A 24,856-nucleotide genomic window follows, 5' to 3' on the forward strand; every position below is an offset into this window, starting at 1 on the left:
TTCAAAAATTTACAAAATCTAATGTAGAGTAACTACTTAGCTAAGTTGTTGTCAATTTTTCTTCTCCGCAACTTAATTATGGCACTATTCCAGATAGTATCTCGTTCAAACAAACATTGGTACCGAATATACTCAGCATATTTTCGACAACTTTATTTGTAGCAATTGTTGCCTTATCTAAACTATGTATAGTATAAATTTTAGTTATATTAGTATTACTATGTCCTAATATTTGAGATATTGTATCTAGTGTTTCACCATTATTTTTCATCCAAGTTGCAAACGTTCTTCTAAGATCATGTATTGTTACATTCTGTATTCCGGCTTTTTTTCGAATCTTAGCCCATGCTCGATGCATTGTTGAACTTGATATGTGTTTACTATTGTCTGCTGAACTTGGCAATACCCATTCACTTTTTGAGCATAGTTTTCTGGTTTGCAATACTTCTATTAATTTATCAGCTAACCCTATATATAGAGTTTTACCATTTTTACTCTTAGTTTTTGGTATACACCATATTTTTTCGCTAAGGCTTATCTCGTCCCATCTCATTCCTGATACATTACTTTTACGTGCTGCAGTGAATAAACTTATAAATGTAAAAATTTTTCCTGATCGTTCTGCTCGCTTTTGCGATTCTGTTAATTGACTATTTCCCTTTTCTTTTAGCACGGCCATAAGTCTTCTCATTTCTTCATTTGTTACATATCTAGATCTTGATTCTTGTGCTTGTGCCTTTTTATTCCACATACAGGATTCTTTTCTAATAATCCCCACTCTATAGCCTTATTAAATATAGGGCTTAACAGTTTTAGAATACTGTTTGCTGTTACATAGTGTTTCTTTGCTGTTTTTTCGTCAAAAAGCTTCTGAATATCTTCTTTGGTAATCTCAGATATCTTTGTATTGTATAAAGATTCTAGATATCTCTTTACTCTTTGAGCCATTATTTTCCAACTTTTATGATAAAGACTACTATATTCAGTATATTTTACATGCACCTGTCCGAATGTTAGTTCATTCTTTAATTTAAGCCTCTTCTCTCTTTTTTCTCTTCTTTCTTTATTTATCTTCCGTCTTTCATCCATTGGATTTATTCCTTTAGCAATATCACTTTTTAACTGCTGTATCTTTTTTCTAGCTTCTGCTACCGTTAGATCTGGAAAATCTCCTATTTTTATTTTTTATAATACATGCCATTAATGTTTATTCATAAATATAGTCTTCTAAATCCAGTATATGATATTATAAACAGTAAGTTCCTTTGTGTTATATCTCTAAACTTGATTATTTTTTCTTCTTTGGTTGGTACTTTTATTTTATTTAATGCTGCTTGTGTAAATTTAAATACTTTTACTGGCATATTTATCACCCTTCATTAATTTAAAATTGAAGTAATTAAATAATAACTTATTAATTTTTAAAATTAGCTTAAACTTATAGTCTGTAGTATGGTTTTTATTGAATAGCAAATACTTTTGTAAAAATAAAAAATATTTTTAAGCGACGTTATCAATTGAAGGTTACTCTAAGCTTATCAACTATAAATTCAAGTTGCTGGATTAAAAATTAGCACTTCAACTAGCCAAATATTAGACATAAATTTACGTTATATTTCCGCAATTAACATCAAGATATTATTGTCATATTGACAAATAATATTAATACAGCTACAGTTAAATTCATGTATCAACTCAAACGAGAATAAACTACATAGCAGATTTTATAAAGCTTATAAAGCTCATAATAGCTCTTAATCTAACTTATTTCTTCTAGTTAGTTAAATCATCTTAAACATGAAAGGATGTTAGGATACATTTCTAATTTTGTTCTTTCAACAGCCAGCTCATTTATTCTTCATATCTCACACAAAATCAAGTATTACATTTAATACAAAGTACAATATTATGAATGCTAAGATACAACTAATGATAGTATTATGGTGGGCGATGACAGACTTGAACTGCCGACTTTCTCGGTGTAAACGAGATGCTCTACCAACTGAACTAATCGCCCATGTACTAAAGTGACTTTTGTGATAGCTTTAGCAATAAAAACCTTCACAAAACCTCAATACTGCTAATTGTATGGTTTAATACAGAAATCTAGTTAGCACGGAGCGGATGATGGGAATTGAACCCACGACTTTTACCTTGGCAAAGTAACGCTCTACCACTGAGCTACATCCGCATTCTAATGCATAATGCCATAAGAATACAGACAAGTAGTAGAAAGTGCAAGTAATAAAAATAATTTTATACATAAATTTAGAATAATGAATACTTGCTGTTACACGATAATACTATTTTCCGGTTATAATATGATATAATTATGTAAGAATATATTAAGATACTATAAACAATTATATTATACCTGTCTCGTCTTTTTTCAGATAATGCATTAATACAGCTAATGGTAGCAACATTCTAGGGCACAGTTGTATTATTCTACTATAGTAGTATCCTTTATACTTATGACGCATGTAATATAGATAATAATTTTTAAAATCCTTGCATTGTAACAAATAAAAATATATCACTAATTGTTAATAACTCAGCTAAGGATAACTTTCTATCTTTGTTTCTTTGATTATTACTTGGTATTAATCTCTTTTTTCAACTTTCTTGATATATCTTGCATAAATTATCTATTAAATAGTATACTGTTATAATACATTTTTTCATGTTGAGTTATTTTATTTTTATTTAAATTTTTCTTTATAACTCAACTGGTTATAAAGTTATTTTTTTGCTACCTTATACTAATGATCATTCCTAGCTAAAGAATTAAAAATCAAACCAAGCATCTTTTTTATCTAAATCATTCTTGATATATAGTTCTTCTTTTAAATGTTATATGAAGAAATTGAGTTTCCAACTATGGTGCTCTATAACTCTATACCTCTACTATAAGAAAACTCTCTTGCTAATTTTGGAGCAAATATATACTCCTATACTTAACTCTTGCAAAGCATTTGTACCGTAAATAAAATTATATTCTTTTTCCTCCATTCTTTCACCTAGCATTCTTTGATATAAGCCATATTCACACATTCTAAAAGAATGATCATAAAGATCAAGAGATTTATCCATAAGAATTAAAGGTTTAGTTTCATAAAACTTATTTGATAATTTTTTGTTTTTTTTTATTATTTTATATTCTTATATTATTTTGCTTTGTTAAGTTTAATACTTGCATCCTTTATAACTCTTCTTAAGTCCTACATCAAGTCATATACTGCTTTTCTATATTAGACCTCTTTCGAAACTGGTTAAGGTAGATCAAAATTATAAATGTCAGAGATCAAATTAAAACTATGTGAGTAGACCTAACCAATTGCTCAATTAGGCCCCTCCTCAGAACCGGACTTGCAGAATTACCGCATCCGGCTCTCAAAAATAAGATAAGCATTATGCCTTATTTGTTGTCTAGAACATTGAGACAATCTTTCCAATTTTAGGAAAATTTACTCTTTTAAGTATCTCGGTTAGTCTTTTCCAATTCATCTTACGTTTTCCTCCCATTCTATTAAACCAGTTATATATTGCCCGTTTACTTTGGTTGATAAATGAACTTACTCGTCTTTTATTATCAGATATACCATGATAGTTGATCCATTCACCTAATAACTCTAATGACTTGTGATAATGTTTGTGTTTTATCTTGCTTGTTTAGCTGACTACGCAAATATTTTCTCAGTCCTTTCAGTTTCTCAGTAAAACGATCTCTCCTTGAGGTATATTTTAGTCTCCATGTTATGCCAAATCTTGATTTTCTCCAATAGCAAGTAAATCCAAGAAAATTATAACTTGCGATCTTCCTGCATTGTTGGGCTAAATTTGCAGCATGGTCTCTACCAGATTTTATCATTTGTGATTTAGCTTCATTGATATTTAGCCCATACTTATTTAACCTTTTAGGCAAAACATCATAAAACCTTTTCGCATCTGCTTCCCTTTCAAAGACAAATACCATATCGTCGCAGTACCTCACCATTCCTGTTTGTCCCATTAAGTTTTCTTTGCTGATTTTTGCAAACCAGCTATCTATAACATAATGCAGAAAGACATTTGCCAGAATTGGTGAAACTATTGATCCTTGACGACAACCTTCTTTGTTAGTAACTATAGTACCATTTTCTATGATTGGTGTTTCAATCAGTTTCATAACTAGTCTTAGAAATTTCTTGTCAGATATTCTCTTTCTTAGAAATTCCATCAACTCACAATGCTTGATTGTATTGAAACACTTTGTTATATCAATCTCTACTATAGCCCCTTTATTGAAGTTATACGTAAGTCTATTTAACTCCCTTAAAGCGTCGTGTGCATTTAATTTAGGTCGAAATCCATATGAATACTTTAAGAATATTTGCTCAAACACAGAGTTTAATATCTTGCTTACTGTAGACTCGATTATCTTATCTTCAAAACATGATATTATCAAAGGTCTTTTGCCTCCATCTTCTTTTGGAATTTCCGTTATTCGTGCAGGTTTAGCCTGATATTTCCCATTGCAAATTCTAGTAAGAAGCGAGAGCAGATTTGCTTTCAACTTCTTACCATAATCCTCTTTGGTTATACCATCTATTCCTATCGCTTTCTTGCTATCGAGTTCCTTATATTGTTCTTCTAATATCTTTAAATCAATGATATGTCCAAGATTATTAAACTTTATGTCTTGATTTAGATTATTAAACTTTATGTCTTGATTTTTCGATGATAGCAACTTTATACGCTCAAGTTTCGTTAACCATGTATTTCTGTCTATGCTGTGTACAGCCATTGTTTCCCTCTTGCATTCTTACTTTTCTGCTAACCCTTTGCTCCACCCACATTACTAGGTTTCATCACTACTATGGCTAACTCAGCCATCCTTACACCATCTCCAAAGCCTTATGTTTCATCACTTGTACTTTGAATACTTACTTAATTACGTAAGAGTTATAAGGACTTCTCAAGTTGTGTCATTAATCTTTACAAACTCGCTGACGCCTGCGACCCCGGTGGTTGAAAATTTTTGGGTTTTTTTTTACTAGTTTGACCTCCAATCTTCTTTTGCCTACTATGTAGTCTAACATATCGGCTTCCACTATATAAGCCTTTCGGGGATATCACGTTCACCATTTGGTTTCGGCTCGAATGTTTCACTGTCTACGCTTTACTACTGTCGTTACCTTCAGCAGCACAAGACTCGCTATACGGTGGATCTAGCTTCTCCTTCCATAACTGGACTTTCACCAGTAAGATTAATTCACCTTTTCTTGACGCACAGACCGAATCTTTTACGTCTATTTCGATATTTATCAGAAATAATTTTGAACTGTTTTAGCATACCGATAACGGTTTCATTCACAACCCTTTCTCCTGCTAATCTAGGATTATTCTTTTTATCATTTTTAGTTAAAGGATTTTTCTTGCTTTTTTTCTTTGGTAATTCAGAATTATTGTGAATTTTTTGTATACCTTGATATCCTGTATCAGTAATCGCTTTAACCTTAGGATGAATAAGAATTTTGGATTCCTTAAATAATCTAAAGTCATGCTTTTTACCGTTAGAAAAATCTGTATATATTACTTAGTGTGTTTGCTTGTCTACCACTATTTGAGTTTTTAGTGTATGTCTTTTCTTCTTTTCTGAATAATAGAATTTTTGTTTTTTTTAGGTCTTTCTATAGGACTCTCAGTAGCATCAATCAAGACTACTTCATAATTCATATCGCTCTTCATTAGAGCTTTACGACCTGGAAGAGCAAAGTTTGGGTGTTTAACTAGGGCATCTTCTACCCATTTTACAGCTTTATATGCTGAACTTTCACTAATCCCATAGTTCTGACCTATATGGAAATAAGTGCGGTATTCTCTAAGGTATTCTAAGACCATCAGCAACTGTTCATCCAAATTGAGCTATTTTTACACACACATTTTGATTTCTTAAGACAATCAGCTTGCCTAAAAATATCCACCATCTTTGAGAATGTTCCCTTCCTTACCACTGTTAATCAACGAAATTTTTCATCCTTTATAATTTTTAATCTGATCGAATTTCATTATTACTTCAAATCAGATCTTTATAACACTATTCTACATCATTCTCTAGTTTCGAAAGAAATCTATTATATTTTACACAAATAGCTATAAGTAAAATAAAGCCATAAAAAGAAAAAAGAGATGTGTACAGAGATACTAAAGACAAAGATTTATTTCTATAAGAAGTATTGTGTGGCGGGACTAAAACACTTTATTTAGGAATAACAATAGACCTCTTTCGAAACTGGTTAAGGTAGTTCAAAATTATAAATGCCAGAGATCAAATTAAATCTAAGACCGAATCTTTTACGTCTATTTCGATATTTGTCAGCAATAATTTTGAACCGTTTTAGCATAGCAATAACGTTTTCATTGACAACTCTTTTTCCTGCTAACCTACGATTATTCTTTTTATCATTTTTAGTTAAAGGATTTTTCTTGCTTTTTTTCTTTGGTAATTCAGAATTATTGTGAATTTTTTGTATACCTTGATATCCTATATCAGTAATCGCTTTAATCTTAGGATGGATAAGAATTTTGGATTCCTTAAATAATCTAAAGTCATGTTTTTTACCGTTAGAAAAATCTGTACATATTACTTGGTGTGTTTTCTTGTCTACGACTATTTGAGTCTTTAGTGTATGCCTTTTCTTCTTTCCTGAATAATAGAATTTTTGTTTTTTTGGGTCTTTCTATTGGACTCTCAGTAGCATCAATCAAGACTACTTCATAATTCATATCGCTATTCATTAGAGCTTTACGACCTGGAAGAGCAAAGTTTGGGTGTTTAACTAAGGTGTCTTCTACCCATTTTACAGCTTTATATGCTGAACTTTCACTAATCCCATAGTTCTGACCTATATGAAAATAAGTACGGTATTCTCTAAGGTATTCTAAGGCCATCAATAACTGTTCCTCCAAATTGAGCTTATTTTTACGCCCTCCTTTTGATTTCTTAACACCATCAGCTTTCCTCAAAATATCCACCATCTTTGAGAATGTTCCCTTCCTTACTACTGTTAATCGACGAAATTTTTCATCCTTTAACTCTTTAATCTGATCTAATTTCATTATTACTTCAAATCAGATTTTTATAACACCATTTTACATCATTGTATAGTTTCGAAAGAAGTCTAATTAAAGATACCGTGTTAAGAATCAAGAAAAGAAATAATAATTTTATAAAAAAGATGTAAGTTTTTATAAAATTATTATTTTTGCTGGATTGAAACATTAGGATTAAAAGGAGAATTATGCTTCAAAACGCCATAAATAATATGTAGTAACTTACGCATAGCAGCAGTAAGGATAAGCATTTTGGGTTTACCAGTGTTAGATAAACGTTGAGAAAAATGCTTGATAATACAATTATGTCTTAAGGCAGACATAGCAGGCATATAAAAAGACTTACGTAGATCTGAATTACCAGTTCTAGAGATTCTACTAGCGCCACGCACAGAACTACCAGATTGACGATGCTTAGGATTAAGACCTACAAAAGCTACAACTTGTTTAGCAGAACTAAATTTCTCAATATCTGCTAAAAAAGCCAGAACTATAGCTTGTGTTTTTGCTCCTATACCTGGTATTGATTCAAGTAACATAGCTTTATTGTGAAGATCTTTGTTATTTTTAATATGGTCATTGATTAGTTGTTCAATTTCTTTAATTTGTGTTCCAAGAAATTCAATGTGCATTTGAATATTATTAGCAATTGCTTTAGAAGCTCCTTCTAATCTATTTGTTTCTTGTGTTTTATGCTTAATTAAAACATTCAGGCGATTAACCAGCTGCTGTAGTTCTTGAATAGACTTCTTTCGAAACTATACAATGATGTAAAATGGTGTTATAAAAATCTGATTTGAAGTAATAATGAAATTAGATCAGATTAAAGAGTTAAAGGATGAAAAATTTCGTCGATTAACAGTAGTAAGGAAGTGAACATTCTCAAAGATGGTGGATATTTTGAGGAAAGCTGATGGTGTTAAGAAATCAAAAGGAGGGCGTAAAAATAAGCTCAATTTGGAGGAACAGTTATTGATGGCCTTAGAATACCTTAGAGAATACCGTACTTATTTTCATATAGGTCAGAACTATGGGATTAGTGAAAGTTCAGCATATAAAGCTGTTAAATGGGTAGAAAACACCTTAGTTAAACACCAAAACTTTGCTCTTTCAAGTCGTAAAACTCTAATGAAGAGTGATATGAATTATGAAGTAGTCTTGATTGATGCTACTGAGAGTCCTATAGAAAGACTCAAAAAAACAAAAATTCTATTATTCAAAAAAGAAGAAAAGGCATACACTAAAAACTCAAATAGTGGTAGACAAGAAAACGCACCAAGTAATATGCACAGATTTTTCTAACGGTAAAAAACATGACTTTAGATTATTTAATGAATCCAAAATTCTTATCCATCCTAAGGTTAAAGCGATTACTGATACAGGATATCAAAGTATACAAAAAATTCACAATAATTCTGCATTACCAAAGAAAAAAAGCAAGAAAAATCCTTTAACTAAAAATGATAAAAAGAATAATCGTAGGTTAGCAGGAGAAAGAGTTGTCAATGAAAATGTTATTGGTATGCTAAAACGGTTCAAAATTATTGCTGACAAATATCGAAATAGACGTAAAAGATTCGGTCTTAGATTTAATTTGATCTCTGGCATTTATAATTTTGAACTACCTTAACCAGTTTCGAAAGAGGTCTAATATAATGCGGCTGTGGATACCATGCTTCCTGTTTCATTGCTTTGCAAAAATCTGCTATTAATACACTGTCTGCTTTATCTGTTTTTGTACGACTAAGTTTACTCATTGCAAAACCTTTAATACGAGCAGGATTTACTACACTCACTTTATAGCCATAATCGTACAGATATTTCGCTAAGCTTTTCCAGTAGATACATGTTGCTTCCATACAAACATGTCCAGTTTCTCTGCTTTTTAACCATGTTACTAATTTGTTAAATCCTTCAGAATTATTATTAAATTTTCTTGTTTGAACTTTATGATTAATTAACACAGCGGCATCAAATGTCTCTTTAGAAATATCAATTCCTACAATTATACTATTCATAATCACCAAATTTTATGTTAAATATCTCAAAACCAACCTTGTAAATACAGGCTTTTTTGCCTAAGAATACCGTCCGGTTTTTAGTTAAAAAAGATAGTTACTTATCTAAAATTCAGGCTAGTAGCCTTAGGAGCATAACTGTATACTAGCTTTCTTTTGTGCTATTGCTATAATCTTTTATTTTATTGCAATTTCACTTATTTTTATCATACAAGGAGTATATAGAAAAATTAAGTTATGGGATTTTCCAAATATATCTGTTAATAATGCTAGAAAAAGCGTTGATTTTAAAGGTACAAATTGCTAAAGGAATAAATCCTTTGAAAACAAAGAACACATGAACATTGAAGGAGATGTATGATCTATATATTAATAAGCTAAAACTCAAAGATAGTAGCAAAAGTTTATACAAAGACATTATGAATAAGCATTTTAAATGCTTGCACTATATTTACATTTCTAATATTCAAAAAGAAGATATTTAATAATGCAAATAAAGGTGGTAAATATTCAGCAGCCCGTAGAAATAATGTACTATCAATGCGTTGGCAAAATATAAAACTGAAAGAAGGAGTATTGTATATATCAAAAACTAAGAATTGTGAATCACAAACAGTGCCATTAATAAATTTATTAATAGAAAAATTAAAACAGTATCCATATTCATTAGAAAGTGAATGTGTGTTTCCTGGACAAAGAGAAAATAGTAGACATTTAAAGAACATAAATGTAGCATGGAAAAGAGTTTGTAAAAGAGCTGGATTAAAAAATTTAAGGATACACGATCTTAGAAGAACTGTTGGTAGTTGGATGGCAAAATTTGGAATACCAATAGCTGTAATTAGCAAATTGTTAAATCATAATGACCCTCAATCAACAAAATTTTATATACATCTTAATACAGATGTTGTACGATATGCAATACAAAAATTTGCTAACGAAATTGCTAAGTGCACCAAGTTACGAGACTAGACATGAAAAATTTAACAATTAATGATGATGCACCAGACTTTAATATGATTACTACTAGTAATTCAATTATAAATCTAGGTCATTATGAAGGTAAAAATTTAGTACTATACTTTTATCCAAAAGATAATACTCCTGGGTGTACAATTGAAGCACAGAAATTTAATGAAGCTATTTCTGAATTCAATAAATTAAATACGATAATTCTTGGTGTATCCAAAGATAATATTGCTTCACATCAAAAATTTAAAGATAAGCTCTGTTTAAAATTTGAGTTAGGATATGATGAAACTGGGAAAATATTTGAAGATTATGGAGTCTTAAAAGAAAAATCGATGTTTAAAAATACTTTTTTAGCAATTAGCCGTACTACATTTTTAATCAATCAAAAAGCAAAAATTGCTGCTATATGGCCAAAGGTTAACATAACACAACATAGTAATGAAGTACTTAATATGGTAAAAAACACTATTTAAGAAAATAGATGATTAATCCCCAGATTAAAGGAATATTTTTTGCTAATTTCTGAAAATCACAGTAGTAGAATGATAAGTCTTATTCTGCTACTATAATATGTTAAATATCTTTAAACATAGATTTTACGTGCGATAATTAGTTTACATATATGCGTGTGCGATATAAACTCGCTCAAACAGAGACTTATAGAGATATAGCAACAATGGGCATTTAAACATTAGTTACAGGCTATTGCTGTGCGAGATTGGTAACGGTCTTGTACTAAGCGTGATATAGTGCCTAACAAAAGTACTAATCTGGATGGAAAATATGTGCAAGGTAAAGTTAAAATTGGTTAAACGAAAGTGAATCTTCGTATGAAAAATATTAGACCTCTTTCGAAACTGGTTAAGGTATAGTTCAAAATTATAAATACCAGAGATCAAATTAAATCTAAGACCGAATCTTTTACGTCTATTTCGATATTTATCAGCAATAATTTTGAACTACCTTAACCAGTTTCGAAAGAGGTCTATTGTACATGTAGAAGCAGATACTTCAGATAAATTCTGTTATAACACCAATTTAGGATAAGTGGAAATATGAAAGTTAATGAATAAAAGGTATACAAAGAGAGAATGTACAATTATAATTATGCAATATATTTAAATATAATTTCAATTAATAACGATTTATTGATCATATTTTTACCAGTATTAGTTCATAATACTATACTTAATAACTTAAACATTGACCATTGTAACACTTGTATATTACCTCCTTCTAACTGTTTCTTATTCTAAATTTGCATTTGCAAACATGCAAGCAATAAATAAATACTATTAATTAAAACTATATTTAATATATCATATAATTATAACTCGACATTCTCTCTCTTTTTGTATACCTTTTCTTCACTAGCTTGCATATTTTTCCTTATCCTAATCTGGCGTTTATATGGATAAACCTGAAAAACTCAGCTGTAAGAAGAGATACACAAGCCTTCTTTAAAAATTCCAACTCCTTGATATAAAGAAGATAACCAACTTAACGTATCTCTCTTAACGTATCTCTGATGAATGAAACATGGTAAGCCTATTATTATGCAACTGATAGTGTAGGTCAGAGAATGCTTAGAAAGCTAAATGACAGACTACAAGAATTAATAACTTGGTGTATAAGCATTTATATGCTAATCAGAAATGATACTAACTTAAGACTGGTGATGATTTACCATAAATAGGTAAACAAGATTATGAATTAGAAAAGTTGGATGTTATAGTCATTTACAATAGACCTCTTTCGAAACTGGTTAAGGTAGTTCAAAATTATTGATGATAAATGATAGATGTAAAGGATCCCGCCTTAGATTTAATTTGATCTCTGGCATTTATAATTTTAAACTACCTTAACCAGTTTCGAAAGAGATCTATTTTAATATTTAAGACTAATGTGTTATTATAAGTCTTTCAGAGTGTTAAATTTCGAGTATAGCTACTAAATTGCTATATTTACGCGGTATAAAAACGTGGTTTTTGAAAGCAAAAACCGCTTGAACCACCTGCTATATCTGACATTTTTAGAGGTTAGAAATGGCGCAAAAATTGCGTAATTTTGCAAGCAATAATTGCATTATTGCTAATAATAACAGTAGCAATAATGCAACAATATTTTATAACTTTATTGAAAATATCATTCCGCGTTCAAAAAGCAGAGGAATAGTGCAACATGACAATTCAAACAATGAGAATTCAAAAGAAGAAGATTTAGAGCTAAATGACAAACCAAAAAGTCTGAATCTGCTGTTAGGTCTAATAGCAAGTTATCAGAATTAGCGAGTATTATTCGCTGAAAGCCAGTAATTGCCTTAACTTTTCTTTTATAAGCATCACAATAATGCTTGTGTCGTATTTTTTATCTGAAAGTGGAAAAACGAAAGAATCTAAATGAGGTTTAAGCATAGAAAGAAGCGATAAAAATTAATAGAATCTGTTGGTTATAAAGTTATTTTTTTGCTACCTTTACTAGAGTTGCAAATATACTGGTTTCTACTTGCAAGTCTTTATCGCTTGTATTTGAAATATGATTCTATCTATTGGTTTATTGATTCTTTGATTTTTAAGATCAATCAAGATACTTATCTTGACTGATCTTGTGGATATTAGTTACTAGATATAGCTATTGCTTCAGTATACTTACGATTTAACATTGCAACAGAATAAATCCATAGTATTACTACTAGAAAGAATATAGCACCAAAATAAGGAGAAGCTTCAACAAAACTAAAACTTGGCAATAACATAAAAAAGGTTGATTGTATAACTCCACCGCCAGATTTTCCAAGCCTTCCACCGATAATATCTACAGCTGCTTTTCCTTTAGTTTTTAATTCATGATCAAGAGGAATATATGCCATTTCTTTAGTAGAATCAAACAAAGAGTATTTTGTAGCTTTACTTAGTACGTTTTGCATTGTTCCAATAGCAACTGCAATAGATAGTGGAGCAATTCCAGTAACATATAATGAAATTGAGTCTCCTAGGAAGATAAATCCAAAAAATGCTAACCCTGTAATTAAAATCATTAAAGGAGTAAATATTGCTGCAGTATACCATGATACTTGTCTTAAAATATTGCTACCAACTATCATAAATAATATTGCTACGGTTCCTTGCCATTTTTGAAAATTTCCCATAAACATGCCATATGCTTCTGGCGTTGGGTATAGCTCTCTAGCTTTAGCTTTCCATACACCTTCTACTAAGTTAATTGATATACCATATGAAAGCACTAATATAACTATTAAACCAAGGTATTTTGATGAAAAGATCAACTTGATACTTTCTAGCATTGATAACTTAGCCTTCTTCTTAGTTGTTTTTTGTATTGATGGGTTATATAGCTTAGGATTAGATAAAACATAGTTGTTGATATATGCATAAGTTAATATAATAAATACTCCAGCTATAATACATGTAGTTATTACTGGAGTATATTTAAGCTCAGCCTTAATTATGCTATTTTCGCTTAAAAAATGCTCTAGCATATACCCAGTTAGGAGAAGCGAAAAATTTCCTAATAATCCAAACATTGAATAAAACCTTTTCGCTTCTTCTGTTTTAGTAATTTGATTTGCAAATTGCCAAAAGAGTAATGTAAGCATAATGCTTCCCCATAATTCAGCTATAGTATAAAAACTTGCATAAGTCCATTGTCCTATAATTTTAATAAACCATTGAAAATTTGGATAATTTGTACTAAGTCTTACAATAGTTTCAGGGGCTGGATGTACTAACTGTGTATTAGGATAGAGTACTATAACAAATAAAATTAAATAACCAAGAAAAAAAGATGTGATAGTATAGAATACTTTTGTTACACTCATTACATTGCATAATTTTGTATATATTAACATGGCAATAATAGCTGATGGCAATACTATGTATGTCTTTAAAAAACTAATTACTTCCGGACCAATACTTGTTATTACTAAACTATCTTTAATAGAGCGTAATGCTGAATAGTTAAATAGTATAAAAAACATCATTAGTGCCATAGGCAAAAATTTCTTGTTTTCATGATATTCAATAGGCCAAAAAATTTGGCGAAGCTTATTAAATGTTTGATTTGTATTCATTCCTGGTATCAATTTAAATTTAACTTTTTTGCAATGAAGATATAACAATTAACAAAATAGAACAACAATAACCATTGTTACTTAGTGTTAAATATAATAGTAACTCCTTTTTTCTGAGAATCAAACTATAGAATTAAATTAAAGAATTAAATTCTATGATATACTACTATTTTTTTCTACAAGTACATTATTATTTGTATCCTGTAGAGATGTATTAAATTTTTTTAAATATTCTTGAGCTTCTGTATTTGAACGAGCAACATTAATAAAAATTTTGCAATGTACCTCAGCATGGAGTGAAACTTCAACTTCATGAATTCCTGCAGTTTTAATTGGCTTAATATCAATATAAGCTTTGATATCAGAGCTTATTTGTAATTTCTTAATAATCTCTTTAGCAGTAATTGATCCAAATAATTTTCCATCATCGCTTGTCTGGCAAATAAACGTGATGAAGCTTCTATCAATTTTTTGCATTACTGCCTGTGCTGCAGCAATACCTTTTTGATTTTTTTCATTAAGTTGTTGTACAGTTGATTTAACTATTTCTAGATTAGCATTAGTTGCTCTAATGGCGTAATTACGAGGCAGTAAATAGTTACGACCAAATCCATTAGCCACATCAACTATATCCATTATTTTACCAAGCTTTTTAACTGGCTTTATTAAAATTAATTTCATATACCTGCTTTATTTAACATTCAAGAATATATTTTACTAAATTTACTGATGATATACAAAAGGTAAAAGAGCAAGCTCTCTAGCAATTTTAATTGCTTTTGTTAATTCTCTTTGTTTAGACCTGCATACATTAGTTACCCTGGCTGGTAAAACCCTGCCACATTCTGAAATAAATTTTGATAAAAGATCAGGATCTTTATAAGTTATAATCGGAGCTGTGCCATCTGGGGCTGATAATGGGCAACCTTTTCTTCTTCTAAAAAACACTTCCTTATTAGCTCTGTTAGCTGTACGCTTTAGAGTTTTATTTTTTATGGCATCTATGTTTGCAGTATCAATATTTTCTGTCATAACTTTTTATAAATATTCTGTATTTCTGTTAATATTCTTTTAATGGCTTAGCTAGTTACATCTATTGCAGTCTGTTCAAAACTTTGATTTTTTAAAATTGGAGAAGTAGTTTGGCTAATTTCTTTTACTTTAATAAAGCGAGACCGTATAATTTCTAAGTTATTCTTTATTTTATTTTTTAACTTTTGCAAAATATTGTTATTAGCTGAAATAGCAAGCATAATATAATGAGCTCTCTGGTTGCGATTAATTTTGTATGCTAAAGACCGCATACCCCAATACTCATGTTTTACTAACTTTCCTTCATAGTTACTAATAATACTAGTCAACTCATCAGTTAATTTATCAATTTCTGTACTAGATAATTCTGGCCGTACAATTAAAACCAACTCATATAAACGCATAATTTTTTTTATTAAAATCCAAAAAGATGTCTTTATTAAACTACAATTAAATATATCAAGTTATATTAGCAATTCAAGAGCAATGTTTAGCAATTGAAAATTGATCATAAAATAAAGTTAGCAAAGCAATATTTATTATTTATTTATAATTATTTAAAATTTTTAAATAATTATAAACTCAGTTATAATTAAGTATCTTTAAAAGTACTTTAAAAGTACTTGATTTTTTAATCAAGGGTTGTATTATAATGACCTTATTGCAATAATTGTTTAATAATTTGGTATAATACTTATGTCTGCTTCTGAAAAGTTACCACCGCAAGTTTTGGTAATCGAGCTAGATGAGATACAACGAATTGCTATTTGTAATATCATAGAAAGGTCACTATTTAATGTTATTAGATTAAGCAATATTAATGATATCGAAACAAGCAGCATCAACGCAGTGCTTATATTTGCTCCAAATGTAATTATTGTTAGCACCTCTATCAAAGATGTTGTTCCAATTGATACATTTATTCAAAAGCTTAGAAGTACCGCACAAAAATCTCATCGAATAGAAATACCTATAATTATTATTCTTAATCAAAACGATAATGTAGAAAATTATCAAAAATTTGATAATGGTTTGATAGAAATTGTACAATATCCTTATACTGATTCTGAAATTATATTAGCAGTAAAGTCTTTGTTACGCAGGTCTAGACCAATATTAAAAAACAGGCTGCTTAGATATAAAGACTTAACAATGGATCTGTCCAATTATAAAGTATATCGTGGTAATAAACCAATTCGTTTAGGTCCAACTGAATTTAAAATATTGCAGCTCTTATTAGAATCACCTAAAGTTATACTTTCACGTGAGAAAATTATAGATTATGTATGGGGTCATGGACATAAAATTGAGCTTAGAACAGTTGATGTACATGTTAATAGATTAAGGAATGTTATCAAAAACAGTAAATTTGAACCAGCTTTAATTAAAACTGTTCGAGCTTCAGGATATTGTTTAAAATTACCAGGAGAATCAGATTACGCTTGACAATACTGTAGTATATATAAATACATACTTTATATTATTTTATATAAATAATATAAGTTATTCATAAGTGTATTTATTGTAATGTAACATAATAGGAATCAGGCGTTGAAAAAGCATGACTTATATACCAATGCTATAACAATCAAAAGGTTATTATGCAATCATATCAGCATATACAATAAGTTGATATGTATAGCATCCGTATCTATGATTACAACAGCAATAGCATCAGTATTAATTATTAAATTGTCTCAATTAATTGTTGATGAAATATTTGTCACCAAAAGAAATTCAATATTAATTATTGTATTGTTAATGATTGTTGTCTTTGTTATAAAAGGCATTGCTCAATATTATCAAAGCTATCTTACTAAATCTATAGGACAAAATATTCTACGAGATTTTCATATTCAAATGTATAAGCACTTAATTTTTGCAGATTTAGAATTTTTACAAAAATTCTCATCAGGCAAAATAGTATCAAGTTTTACCAATGATATAATGCTTATGTGCAATTCTATTTCTAGCTGCATTAGTACAGCTCGCTATTTTTTTTCAGTTGTTTTTCTAACTGGATACATGTTTATTTTTTTAGACCCATTTTTGTCTTTAATAGCAGTAACAGTATTTCTTATTGCTATTTATATTACGCAAAAATTAGGTTATTTAATACATGAATATACCTATTCTAATCAAGAAATTTTTAGTAATTACATTTCAAAATTAGATGAAACATTTCGAGGTATTAAAGTAGTAAAATCTTATTTAGCAGAAGATTATGAAATTTTAATGGCAAAGGAAAAAATTCAAGAAATATCAAAATCTTTTAGTAAAATTGCCAAGATTTCTGCCTTAATTTCTCCAGCAATGGAGCTGTTAAATGGCATTGCTATAGGATGTATTATTTGGTATGGTGGATCATTAGGTATTAGAGGTCAAATAACTCCAGGGGAATTAATAGGTTTTATATCTGCTTTTGCTGCAGCTTATCGTCCTTTAGTAAGCTTATTGTCTCTTAATGCTAATTTCCAAGAAGGGCTATCAGCAGCAAAGAGAATATTCAAAATACTAGATACCAAACCTAAAATTATAAATAAAAATGATGATGTAGTTGTTAATTCAAAAACTTCAAATAAAATAGACTTTGTAAATGTTTCTCTATCATTAAATGACAGATCAATCTTACACAATATTAACTTTTCTTTATTAGACGGAGAAACTGTGGCATTAGTTGGTAAATCTGGCAGTGGTAAAACTTCTATTGCTAATTTGATGATGAGATTCTATGATCCATCTACTGGTAGTATAAAATTAAATAATCAAGAATTAAATGATATTCCTATTCAATTGTTAAGAGAAAAAATAACTTTAGTTACTCAAGAAACTATGCTATTTAATGCCTCTATTGTTGAAAATATTGCTTATAGTTGTACTAATGCTACCATAGAGCAGGTCATTGATGCCGCTAAAAAATCTTTAGCTCATGAGTTTATTATGAATATGCCACATGGGTATAATACTACTATTGGGCCTCAAGGTAGTGAATTGTCAGGAGGCCAAAAGCAGCGAATATCTATTGCTAGAGCATTGTTAAAAAATTCACCAATACTTATTTTAGATGAAGCTACAACTGCATTAGATCAAAATACAGAATCGGCTATTTACGAATCAATAAAAAAATATCGTAAGGATAAAATTAACATAATAATAACTTATAGGATTCATACTATCAATTTCGATAAAATTATTACTCTTAAAAATGGATCAATTGTTTAAGTCAATTATTGCTTAGAAGAAGTAACAGAAAGAAATATAAACAAACCCGAGTTAGATATAAAATTAAGAGATCAGAGATGTGGTAAAGAAATGGAAAGATGATTTAAACTTGAAAAAGCAATAGAAATTTTGTTAGGTTTAAAAATAGAAGCTATAGTTCTTGCTTTTTTTAATATTGAGAAATTCAATTTTGCTAAACAAGTTGTAGCTTTTGTAGGTCTTAATCTTAAGCATAGTCAATCTTATACTTTTATACATTGTGCTAGTAGAATCTCTAGAACTTGTAATGTAAACCTACCTAAAAAGGTTCTTATATGTCTATGATATGTCTACCTTAAACCACTCCCCTTGCTGTTCTGTCAACAGCAAGATCACATAAGCTTTGTCTCATGTGCACAAACACTATACCTTCACCTCTTATTCTTACTATATTTTGTTCTTTTACTTATATCGAACTGTAATTTATATAACACCATCTAGCTTATATTACTTGGATGGTATTAATCAACTGTAACATCTCTCTTAACATCATTATTAATATTTTCGCTTATAGCATTATCAGTAAAACTTAACCCCATATCTTTACTTATTTCATCTGCGAAACCTTCTATTTCATCAGATGTACAAGGTTCTTCTACAATTTGAACTTCATTTTCAAGAATATGATTAATTACCTTAATTTCCTTAGCTTCCATAGCTATGCTATTTGATAGCCATCTAAGGTTATTATTATATGCATGCATAATTGCATTTGCTTCTTCTTTACCTTTATTTAAATATTGCAGTAAAATCATATTTTTTTCTTCGTCAGTAACAGTAATATTTTTCTTATCAGCATAATGTAATACAAATAAACCTGTTCTTACTCTTCTAGTAGCTATAAATTGACAATATTGTTCAATATCATGATCAGAACTTTTATCTAAAGCAACCTTAATACCATTATTATTATTATCCTTCAATGCAGCCAAAACATTCTGCCTAACCACATTATATTCTGATTTTAATAGTAGCTTAGGCAGATCATAATCTAGCATCTTATCCAATTGATTCAAAAGCCTGGCTCTTAGTAATATTTGACTAAGCCCCATAAATTCCTTATTCTGAAGTTCTTTTACTTTGACTTTCAGCTCATCTATACTCGTAACTTTATATTTATCTAATATTTGTTGCTCAGTAATAAGTACAGGTTGTTGAATCTTTTTTACTGTAACTCTTAAATTGGCCAACTTACCTGCAGCTTTACTATCATGATAATTATCTGGCAAAGTTGTACTTATGTCCAGCTGAGATCCTACTATACTGTCAGTAAATCTTTCCTCTATATCTTTACTAATTAACTTTCCACTTCCTAATATAAATTCTATATCTTCTTTATTATGATCTTCTATTCCATCACCAGTAATAGCAATATCTATAACTAACTTACTTCCCTTAATAGCTTTCTCTTGCTCTGAGCAATCCTTATATTCATATACTTCATTGCGTAACCCATTAATAAACTCATTTACAGATTCTTCTGTGCACTGTATTATATGTTTCTTAAGTGTAATTTGACTAAAATCAGGAATTTTAATTTCAGGATATACAGTAAATTTTACATCTACTCTAATATCTTTTTCTTCTGCATTTGAATTTTGTTCTGAATTAACTTCAATACTAGAATCATCATTAATCTTGATACTAGGATCACCAATTAGTGAAAAATTATTAGACTTGATTAAACTTTTTACCGCAGCAACAATAACATCATTTTGAACATCATTTCTTATTGATGCTTCATACTGTCTTCGAATCTGCAACTGCTTTACTTGCATTGCCTTTGAAGTAATGTGAGATCCCGACTTAAACTTTCTAAATCCAGGCACATTTGCCCTTGCAGTTAAAGATATAACCTTTTGATCAGTCTTATCTTTTATTACACTTGCAGGAATAGAAATTTGAAAATGCTTTTCAAGGCCTTCACTCTGCAACTCGATGATTTGAGACATAAATAATTAAATCTTTCGTATTTTGTAAATTACATTCTTTTAAGCTTGCTGGTACGGGTGGAGGGAATTGAACCCCCATGCCTTTCAGCGCCAGAACCTAAATCTGGTACGTCTACCAATTTCGCCACACCCGCTTTAAATTAATTATACTTTAATTTGTTCTAAATTTGCTATTGCTCATTAGAAACAAGCATAAAGCATTATAATACACTCTACATAAAGTTTGTAAATCATTAATTAAACAATACTCATTAATTTTGTGAGCCATAGTATTTAATAATCCAAATTCTACAATAGGAGAATAATCTTTAAAAAAATAAGCATCAGATGTGCCTCCTGAAGTTGAAAATTCTGGCTTTATTTTTGTTACTTTATGTACTAATTCTTTAAAACTGAAAATATAAGGAGACATTTTTGCTAAAAATGGTCTTGACCTGCAACTTGATTGTAAGTCATAGTTTGTAGTAAATTGTTCAATAGTTTTTTTAACAATCTCTAACAACCGCTCATTAGTATGAATATCATTAAACCTGATATTAAACTTTGATTTAGCTATTTCAGGTATAATATTTGTAATATTATTGTTTGTATCTATTGAAACAATTTCTAAATTAGATGGTGCAAAAAATTCATTGCCTTCATCTATCTTATAAGCAATCAACCTATTCAAAATCTTCACAATTAAATGATTTGGATTAATAGCCAAATGTGGATAAGCTACATGACCTTGCTTGCCAAAGACTTTTAAATCAAAATTTATACTACCACGTCTGCCAATCTTTATAGTATCACCAATTTTGTCTGTACATGTCGGTTCGCCTAAAATAGTAAAATCTATTTTATGCCCTTGCCTGTAAATCCACTCCAACATTTTTTTGGTACCAAATAATGCTTCACCTTCCTCATCAGCTGTAATTAAAAAACTAATTGTTCCATTAAAATCATGATTGTTATCAATAAAACAGAATACTGAAGATAACATTGCAGATATTGCCCCTTTCATATCTACAACACCTCTACCATAAATTTTATCTTTATACTGAGTAGCGCAAAAAGGAGGATATTTCCATTGTTCAATAAATCCGGCAGGTACTACATCAATGTGACCAGCAAAACATATATTTGGCTGCCCATTACCAAAATATCCATAAAGATTTTTAACTTTATATTCCTGACCAAACTCCTTTACATAAACCTTAAACCCTTGTTTTACAAGTAAATTAGTAATAAAGTCTATTGCACCATTATCATTTGGTGTAACAGACTTAAAGCTTATTAACTGTTTTAATAGCTCAATAATTAATTTTTTACTTATCACTCAGTTAATTTTTAATATTCAATTTTATAGCTATAGCTAAAAAGCCTCTAGAAACTTAGGTAACAACTGCCTTTCAGCTGCATTATATTAGTATAAGCGCTTCATCAAGCAAAAACTTATAACAAGATGTTATAAAGAATTGAAAGATGAACGCTTTAAGACTTAATTTACTGATTTTTCAATAAAGAAATTTATACGATTACAATAATCCTGTAGATCAGGAATCGGTTGTCCCTCTATCAAGTAAGATTGATCCAATAAAGTCATTACAAGCTGTTTATTTACATCTAAATTTTGATTAAGCTTAATATTTTCATTAATCTTTTTAATAATTGTGTGATTAGGATTAATTTCCAAAATTTTGCTAGAATGGCTACTTAATTGCTTTTGCTCTATTAAAAACCTTTCAGTCCTAATATCCATACTTCCTTCTGGTACTGTTAAACATACTGGACTGCGAGTGAGTTTTTTAGATACTTCTACTGATTTAACTTTATCTCCTAATACTTCTTTAAAATATTTGATTAATTGCTCACAATTTTGGTCATCAGAAGATGAAGTATCATCTTTACCATCGTTATTGGTATCACTTGATTTAGCTGTTTTAGTATCACAATTGTCAATTTCAATATTAGCTGAAGTTACTGACTTCAATACATAGTCATTATACTTTCTAGTCACCATAACCCAGAACTTATCAACATCGTCTGTAAGTAGTAAAACATCAATATTTCTACTTAATAAACCTTCAATTTGTGGACTAGATTTAAGAGCTTCTAAATCATCTCCAGTAATATAATAAATGTTTTTTTGTTCTGATTTTAAATTAGCAATATATTCATCAAGTGAAATAAACTTATCTTGTAATGCACTCCTAAACAAACAGATTTTTAATAATTTATCAACATCTGCTGTACCTTCACATAATCCTTCTTTTAGAACTGCTCCAAAATTATTCCAAAATGTTTCATATTCGCCTTGATCTTTAGTTTTTTGTTTTTCTAGTTCTGTAATAACTCTTTTGGTTATAGATGCCTGGATTTTATCAATCAAAGGACTATGTTGCAAGGTTTCACGGCTAATATTTAGCGACAAATCTTCTGAATCTACTACTCCTCTTAAAAATCTCATATATTTTGGAATTAAAGCGACATTCTCATCAGTAATAAATACCTTCTTTATATAAAGTTTTACTCTGCTTTTTCTATCAGGATGAAATAAATCAAAAGTTTTTGATGAAGGAATAAATAATAAGTTTGTAAATTCTATTACTCCTTCAGATTTATTATGAATAGTAACCCACGGCTTATCTATAGCATATGCAATATTTCGATAAAATTCCTCATATTGTTCATCAGTTATATCACTTTTAGATCTAGTCCATAATGCTGATGATGAGTTAACTTGTTGCTCTTTACCATCCACTCCAACATAGTATATTGGAACTGAGATATGATCAGAGTAAGTTTTAATAATATCTTTAATTTGAAAATGATCTAAGTAGTTATCATATTCTGGTTTAATATGTAAAGTAATTTTTGTACCTCTAATAAAATCAGCTTCACAATCTTCAATATAATACTCACCCTCACCTTTAGAAGACCACTGATAAGCTTGTGCTTCACCAGCCTTCTTAGATATTACTTTGACCTCATCTGCTACCATATATGATGAATAGAACCCCACTCCAAATTGCCCTATCAACATGTTATCCTTTTTAGCATCATTGCCTAACTGCTCCAAAAATTTTTGAGTGCCAGAACTAGCTATCGTTCCTAAATTCTGTGTTAGGTCTTCTTTATTCATTCCAATACCGTTATCTTGTAAAATTATATAACGTTTTTCCTTATCCATTGAGACAGTAATTTTAAAATCACTTTCTCCTTGCAGCAGTTCAGCATTACTTTGACTAAGATAACGTAGCTTATCACAAGCATCAGAGGCATTTGAAATTAATTCTCGTAAAAAAATCTTCTTATTGGTATATAATGTGTGAATTACCAAATGAAGTACTTTGCCTACTTCTGCATCAAATTTATAAGTTTCTACTGACATTTTTTAAACTATTTTTTAGTGAATTAAACAATATTACATTTTGTATACAAAATTTAGACAGTTCAAGATACAGTAGCAATACAGCTGCTATATCTTCAGATTATAAAAAATTAAGTATTATAACTTAATTAATAACTACATATGCTTACATTAATTAATTACTTGTAATTTGTTACTCAAAACTCAATTAAGAGCTTAATTGCTAAATCTACAAAACATGGTATATCATAGTATATATGTATAGATATTATTTTTTAAATAGCATATTTAAGTAAATTATTGGTTAATAAACTATAAAAATACTTGTGAATTATTCTCACATATGATAAACTAAGCGCCCTGAAGTTAAGTTATTGACACTACAAATTTAATACTGCTAGGAGTACTGTAGTTTCAAAAATAAAGTATATAATTTATAAAAAATATCTTATAGGATAATATTATCATGCCTAAGCTTAAAACTAAATCAGCAGTTAAAAAGCGCTTTAGCCTATCCTCAAGTGGTAAGCTGAAAGTAACACAAGCAGGAAAGCGGCATTTTATGCGCCGTAGAACTAAGAAGCAATTGAGAAATTTAAGAAGTACAACAACTCTTATAGGACAAGATGCTAAAAATATTATTAAGTATCTTATGCCTTATGGTGTTCAATAAATTTATAAGGGATTTTTAAATGTCACGCGCAAGATCAGGGAAAGTTAATAAAAATCGTCATAAAAAAATCTTAAAATTAGCTAAAGGTTATCGTGGTAGAGCTAAAAATTGTTTTAGAATTGCTATTCAAAAAGTAGAAAAAGCACTTCAGTATAGCTACCGCGACAGACGTAATCGCAAGCGCCAGTTTAGAGCGTTATGGATTCAAAGAATTAATGCTGCTGTAAGACAATATGATATGACTTATTCACAGTTTATTAATGGACTCAAACAAGCAAATATTACTGTAGATCGTAAAGTCATGGCCAATTTAGCAGTTCATAATGCTGATTCTTTTGTACATTTAGTAGAGCTTACTAAGAAATCACTAGCTAAAACTGCATGATTAATATGCACCTTAGTCGTAAAAAA

General features: G+C 29.5%; 19 protein-coding genes, 3 tRNA genes and 7 pseudogenes. 9 read left to right on the forward strand and 20 right to left on the reverse strand.

Features of this window, described 5'->3' with window-relative positions; translation table 11 throughout:
* Positions 1–76: 76 nt before the first annotated feature.
* The 10 genes and pseudogenes from OTBS_RS10190 to OTBS_RS02505 form a co-directional block, all read right to left on the reverse strand.
* Positions 77–778: a tyrosine-type recombinase/integrase gene (locus OTBS_RS10190; protein WP_162097315.1), complete on the reverse strand. Its 702-nt coding sequence runs from the start codon at positions 776–778 to the stop codon at positions 77–79.
* On the reverse strand, positions 703–1,089 hold the full coding sequence (locus OTBS_RS15955; RefSeq protein ID WP_050897507.1) for a phage integrase central domain-containing protein: 387 nt from the start codon (positions 1,087–1,089) through the stop codon (positions 703–705). The genes OTBS_RS10190 and OTBS_RS15955 overlap by 76 nt, the downstream gene beginning before the upstream one ends.
* Before the next feature lie 33 nt (positions 1,090–1,122).
* Positions 1,123–1,182, reverse strand: a pseudogene (locus OTBS_RS18210) (DUF4102 domain-containing protein); the annotation flags it as partial.
* A gap of 29 nt (positions 1,183–1,211) precedes the next feature.
* A complete protein-coding gene (locus OTBS_RS15960) occupies positions 1,212–1,364 on the reverse strand; it encodes a hypothetical protein (protein WP_232488819.1) in 153 nt (50 codons plus the stop codon).
* A 577-nt stretch (positions 1,365–1,941) separates the two neighbouring features.
* Positions 1,942–2,017: transfer RNA gene (locus OTBS_RS02475), tRNA-Val, on the reverse strand.
* Between the two features lie 102 nt (positions 2,018–2,119).
* Positions 2,120–2,191 (reverse strand) — tRNA-Gly (locus OTBS_RS02480).
* A 1,428-nt stretch (positions 2,192–3,619) separates the two neighbouring features.
* A complete protein-coding gene (locus OTBS_RS02490; RefSeq protein ID WP_080571808.1) occupies positions 3,620–4,786 on the reverse strand; it encodes a reverse transcriptase domain-containing protein in 1,167 nt (388 codons plus the stop codon).
* Between the two features lie 468 nt (positions 4,787–5,254).
* A pseudogene (locus OTBS_RS11360) lies at positions 5,255–6,051 on the reverse strand (IS5 family transposase).
* A 227-nt stretch (positions 6,052–6,278) separates the two neighbouring features.
* Positions 6,279–7,101, reverse strand: a protein-coding gene (locus OTBS_RS11365; RefSeq protein WP_157866319.1) for an IS5 family transposase whose coding sequence is annotated in 2 segments (ribosomal slippage) — positions 6,279–6,714 and positions 6,713–7,101 — 825 coding nt in all. Because the reading frame shifts where the segments join, the coding sequence is not laid out codon by codon here.
* A gap of 140 nt (positions 7,102–7,241) precedes the next feature.
* Positions 7,242–7,838, reverse strand: a pseudogene (locus OTBS_RS02505) (IS110 family transposase); the annotation flags it as partial.
* A gap of 64 nt (positions 7,839–7,902) precedes the next feature.
* On the opposite strand from OTBS_RS02505, the pseudogene OTBS_RS11370 reads away from it, so the two are divergent.
* Positions 7,903–8,725, forward strand: a pseudogene (locus OTBS_RS11370) (IS5 family transposase).
* Here the strand turns inward: OTBS_RS11370 and OTBS_RS02520 are convergent.
* Positions 8,688–9,119 (reverse strand): annotated as a pseudogene (locus OTBS_RS02520) (IS110 family transposase); the annotation flags it as partial. The pseudogenes OTBS_RS11370 and OTBS_RS02520 sit on opposite strands and share 38 nt — an antisense overlap.
* Positions 9,120–9,653: 534 nt before the next feature.
* Between OTBS_RS02520 and OTBS_RS02525 the strand changes: the two are divergent.
* Together OTBS_RS02525 and OTBS_RS02530 are read left to right on the forward strand one after the other, a co-directional pair.
* Positions 9,654–10,085 carry a site-specific integrase gene (locus tag OTBS_RS02525; protein ID WP_050897511.1) on the forward strand — a complete coding sequence of 144 codons (432 nt, stop codon included), beginning with the start codon at positions 9,654–9,656 and terminating at the stop codon, positions 10,083–10,085.
* Positions 10,064–10,558, forward strand: a complete 495-nt coding sequence (locus OTBS_RS02530) for a peroxiredoxin (protein ID WP_232488874.1) — start codon at positions 10,064–10,066, stop codon at positions 10,556–10,558. The genes OTBS_RS02525 and OTBS_RS02530 overlap by 22 nt, the downstream gene beginning before the upstream one ends.
* Positions 10,559–10,954: 396 nt before the next feature.
* On the opposite strand, the pseudogene OTBS_RS13865 reads toward OTBS_RS02530, so the two are convergent.
* Positions 10,955–11,044: pseudogene (locus tag OTBS_RS13865) on the reverse strand (IS5/IS1182 family transposase); the annotation flags it as partial.
* 1,086 nt (positions 11,045–12,130) lie between these two features.
* Here OTBS_RS13865 and OTBS_RS15965 point away from each other — a divergent pair.
* Entirely contained in the window at positions 12,131–12,373 is a 243-nt protein-coding gene (locus tag OTBS_RS15965; RefSeq protein ID WP_041621134.1) for a hypothetical protein, read from the forward strand.
* 326 nt (positions 12,374–12,699) lie between these two features.
* Here OTBS_RS15965 and OTBS_RS02540 read toward each other — a convergent pair whose 3' ends face one another.
* From OTBS_RS02540 to rpsF, 4 genes are all read right to left on the reverse strand, one after another.
* Positions 12,700–14,175 carry an Npt1/Npt2 family nucleotide transporter gene (locus OTBS_RS02540; protein ID WP_041621135.1) on the reverse strand — a complete coding sequence of 492 codons (1,476 nt, stop codon included), beginning with the start codon at positions 14,173–14,175 and terminating at the stop codon, positions 12,700–12,702.
* Between the two features lie 153 nt (positions 14,176–14,328).
* On the reverse strand, positions 14,329–14,856 hold the full coding sequence (gene rplI, locus OTBS_RS02545) for a 50S ribosomal protein L9 (protein ID WP_011944535.1): 528 nt from the start codon (positions 14,854–14,856) through the stop codon (positions 14,329–14,331).
* A gap of 42 nt (positions 14,857–14,898) precedes the next feature.
* Positions 14,899–15,207: a 30S ribosomal protein S18 gene (gene rpsR, locus OTBS_RS02550; protein ID WP_011944536.1), complete on the reverse strand. Its 309-nt coding sequence runs from the start codon at positions 15,205–15,207 to the stop codon at positions 14,899–14,901.
* A 47-nt stretch (positions 15,208–15,254) separates the two neighbouring features.
* A complete protein-coding gene (gene rpsF / locus OTBS_RS02555; protein ID WP_011944537.1) occupies positions 15,255–15,611 on the reverse strand; it encodes a 30S ribosomal protein S6 in 357 nt (118 codons plus the stop codon).
* Between the two features lie 292 nt (positions 15,612–15,903).
* Between rpsF and OTBS_RS02560 the strand changes: the two genes are divergently transcribed.
* The 3 genes and pseudogenes from OTBS_RS02560 to OTBS_RS15970 form a co-directional block, all read left to right on the forward strand.
* The gene (locus OTBS_RS02560; RefSeq protein ID WP_011944538.1) at positions 15,904–16,653 is read left to right on the forward strand and encodes a winged helix-turn-helix domain-containing protein; all 750 of its coding nucleotides are present in this window, start codon (positions 15,904–15,906) and stop codon (positions 16,651–16,653) included.
* Between the two features lie 105 nt (positions 16,654–16,758).
* On the forward strand, positions 16,759–18,429 hold the full coding sequence (locus OTBS_RS02565) for an ABC transporter ATP-binding protein (RefSeq protein ID WP_011944539.1): 1,671 nt from the start codon (positions 16,759–16,761) through the stop codon (positions 18,427–18,429).
* Between the two features lie 132 nt (positions 18,430–18,561).
* A pseudogene (locus OTBS_RS15970) lies at positions 18,562–18,732 on the forward strand (IS110 family transposase); the annotation flags it as partial.
* 197 nt (positions 18,733–18,929) lie between these two features.
* Here OTBS_RS15970 and tig read toward each other — a convergent pair.
* The 4 genes from tig to htpG form a co-directional block, all read right to left on the reverse strand.
* Positions 18,930–20,420, reverse strand: a complete 1,491-nt coding sequence (tig, locus tag OTBS_RS02575) for a trigger factor (RefSeq protein ID WP_011944540.1) — start codon at positions 20,418–20,420, stop codon at positions 18,930–18,932.
* 49 nt (positions 20,421–20,469) lie between these two features.
* Positions 20,470–20,554: transfer RNA gene (locus tag OTBS_RS02580), tRNA-Leu, on the reverse strand.
* A 17-nt stretch (positions 20,555–20,571) separates the two neighbouring features.
* Positions 20,572–21,738: a succinyl-diaminopimelate desuccinylase gene (gene dapE, locus OTBS_RS02585; RefSeq protein WP_011944541.1), complete on the reverse strand. Its 1,167-nt coding sequence runs from the start codon at positions 21,736–21,738 to the stop codon at positions 20,572–20,574.
* 162 nt (positions 21,739–21,900) lie between these two features.
* A complete protein-coding gene (gene htpG / locus OTBS_RS02590; protein WP_011944542.1) occupies positions 21,901–23,793 on the reverse strand; it encodes a molecular chaperone HtpG in 1,893 nt (630 codons plus the stop codon).
* A 445-nt stretch (positions 23,794–24,238) separates the two neighbouring features.
* Between htpG and rpmI the strand changes: the two genes are divergently transcribed.
* Both rpmI and rplT read left to right on the forward strand, forming a co-directional pair.
* Positions 24,239–24,445, forward strand: a complete 207-nt coding sequence (gene rpmI / locus OTBS_RS02595) for a 50S ribosomal protein L35 (RefSeq protein WP_011944543.1) — start codon at positions 24,239–24,241, stop codon at positions 24,443–24,445.
* A gap of 19 nt (positions 24,446–24,464) precedes the next feature.
* On the forward strand, positions 24,465–24,830 hold the full coding sequence (gene rplT / locus OTBS_RS02600; RefSeq protein WP_011944544.1) for a 50S ribosomal protein L20: 366 nt from the start codon (positions 24,465–24,467) through the stop codon (positions 24,828–24,830).
* Positions 24,831–24,856 lie beyond the last annotated feature (26 nt).

Origin of the sequence: Orientia tsutsugamushi str. Boryong, from assembly GCF_000063545.1 — a bacterium.
Lineage (GTDB): Bacteria > Pseudomonadota > Alphaproteobacteria > Rickettsiales > Rickettsiaceae > Orientia > Orientia tsutsugamushi_C.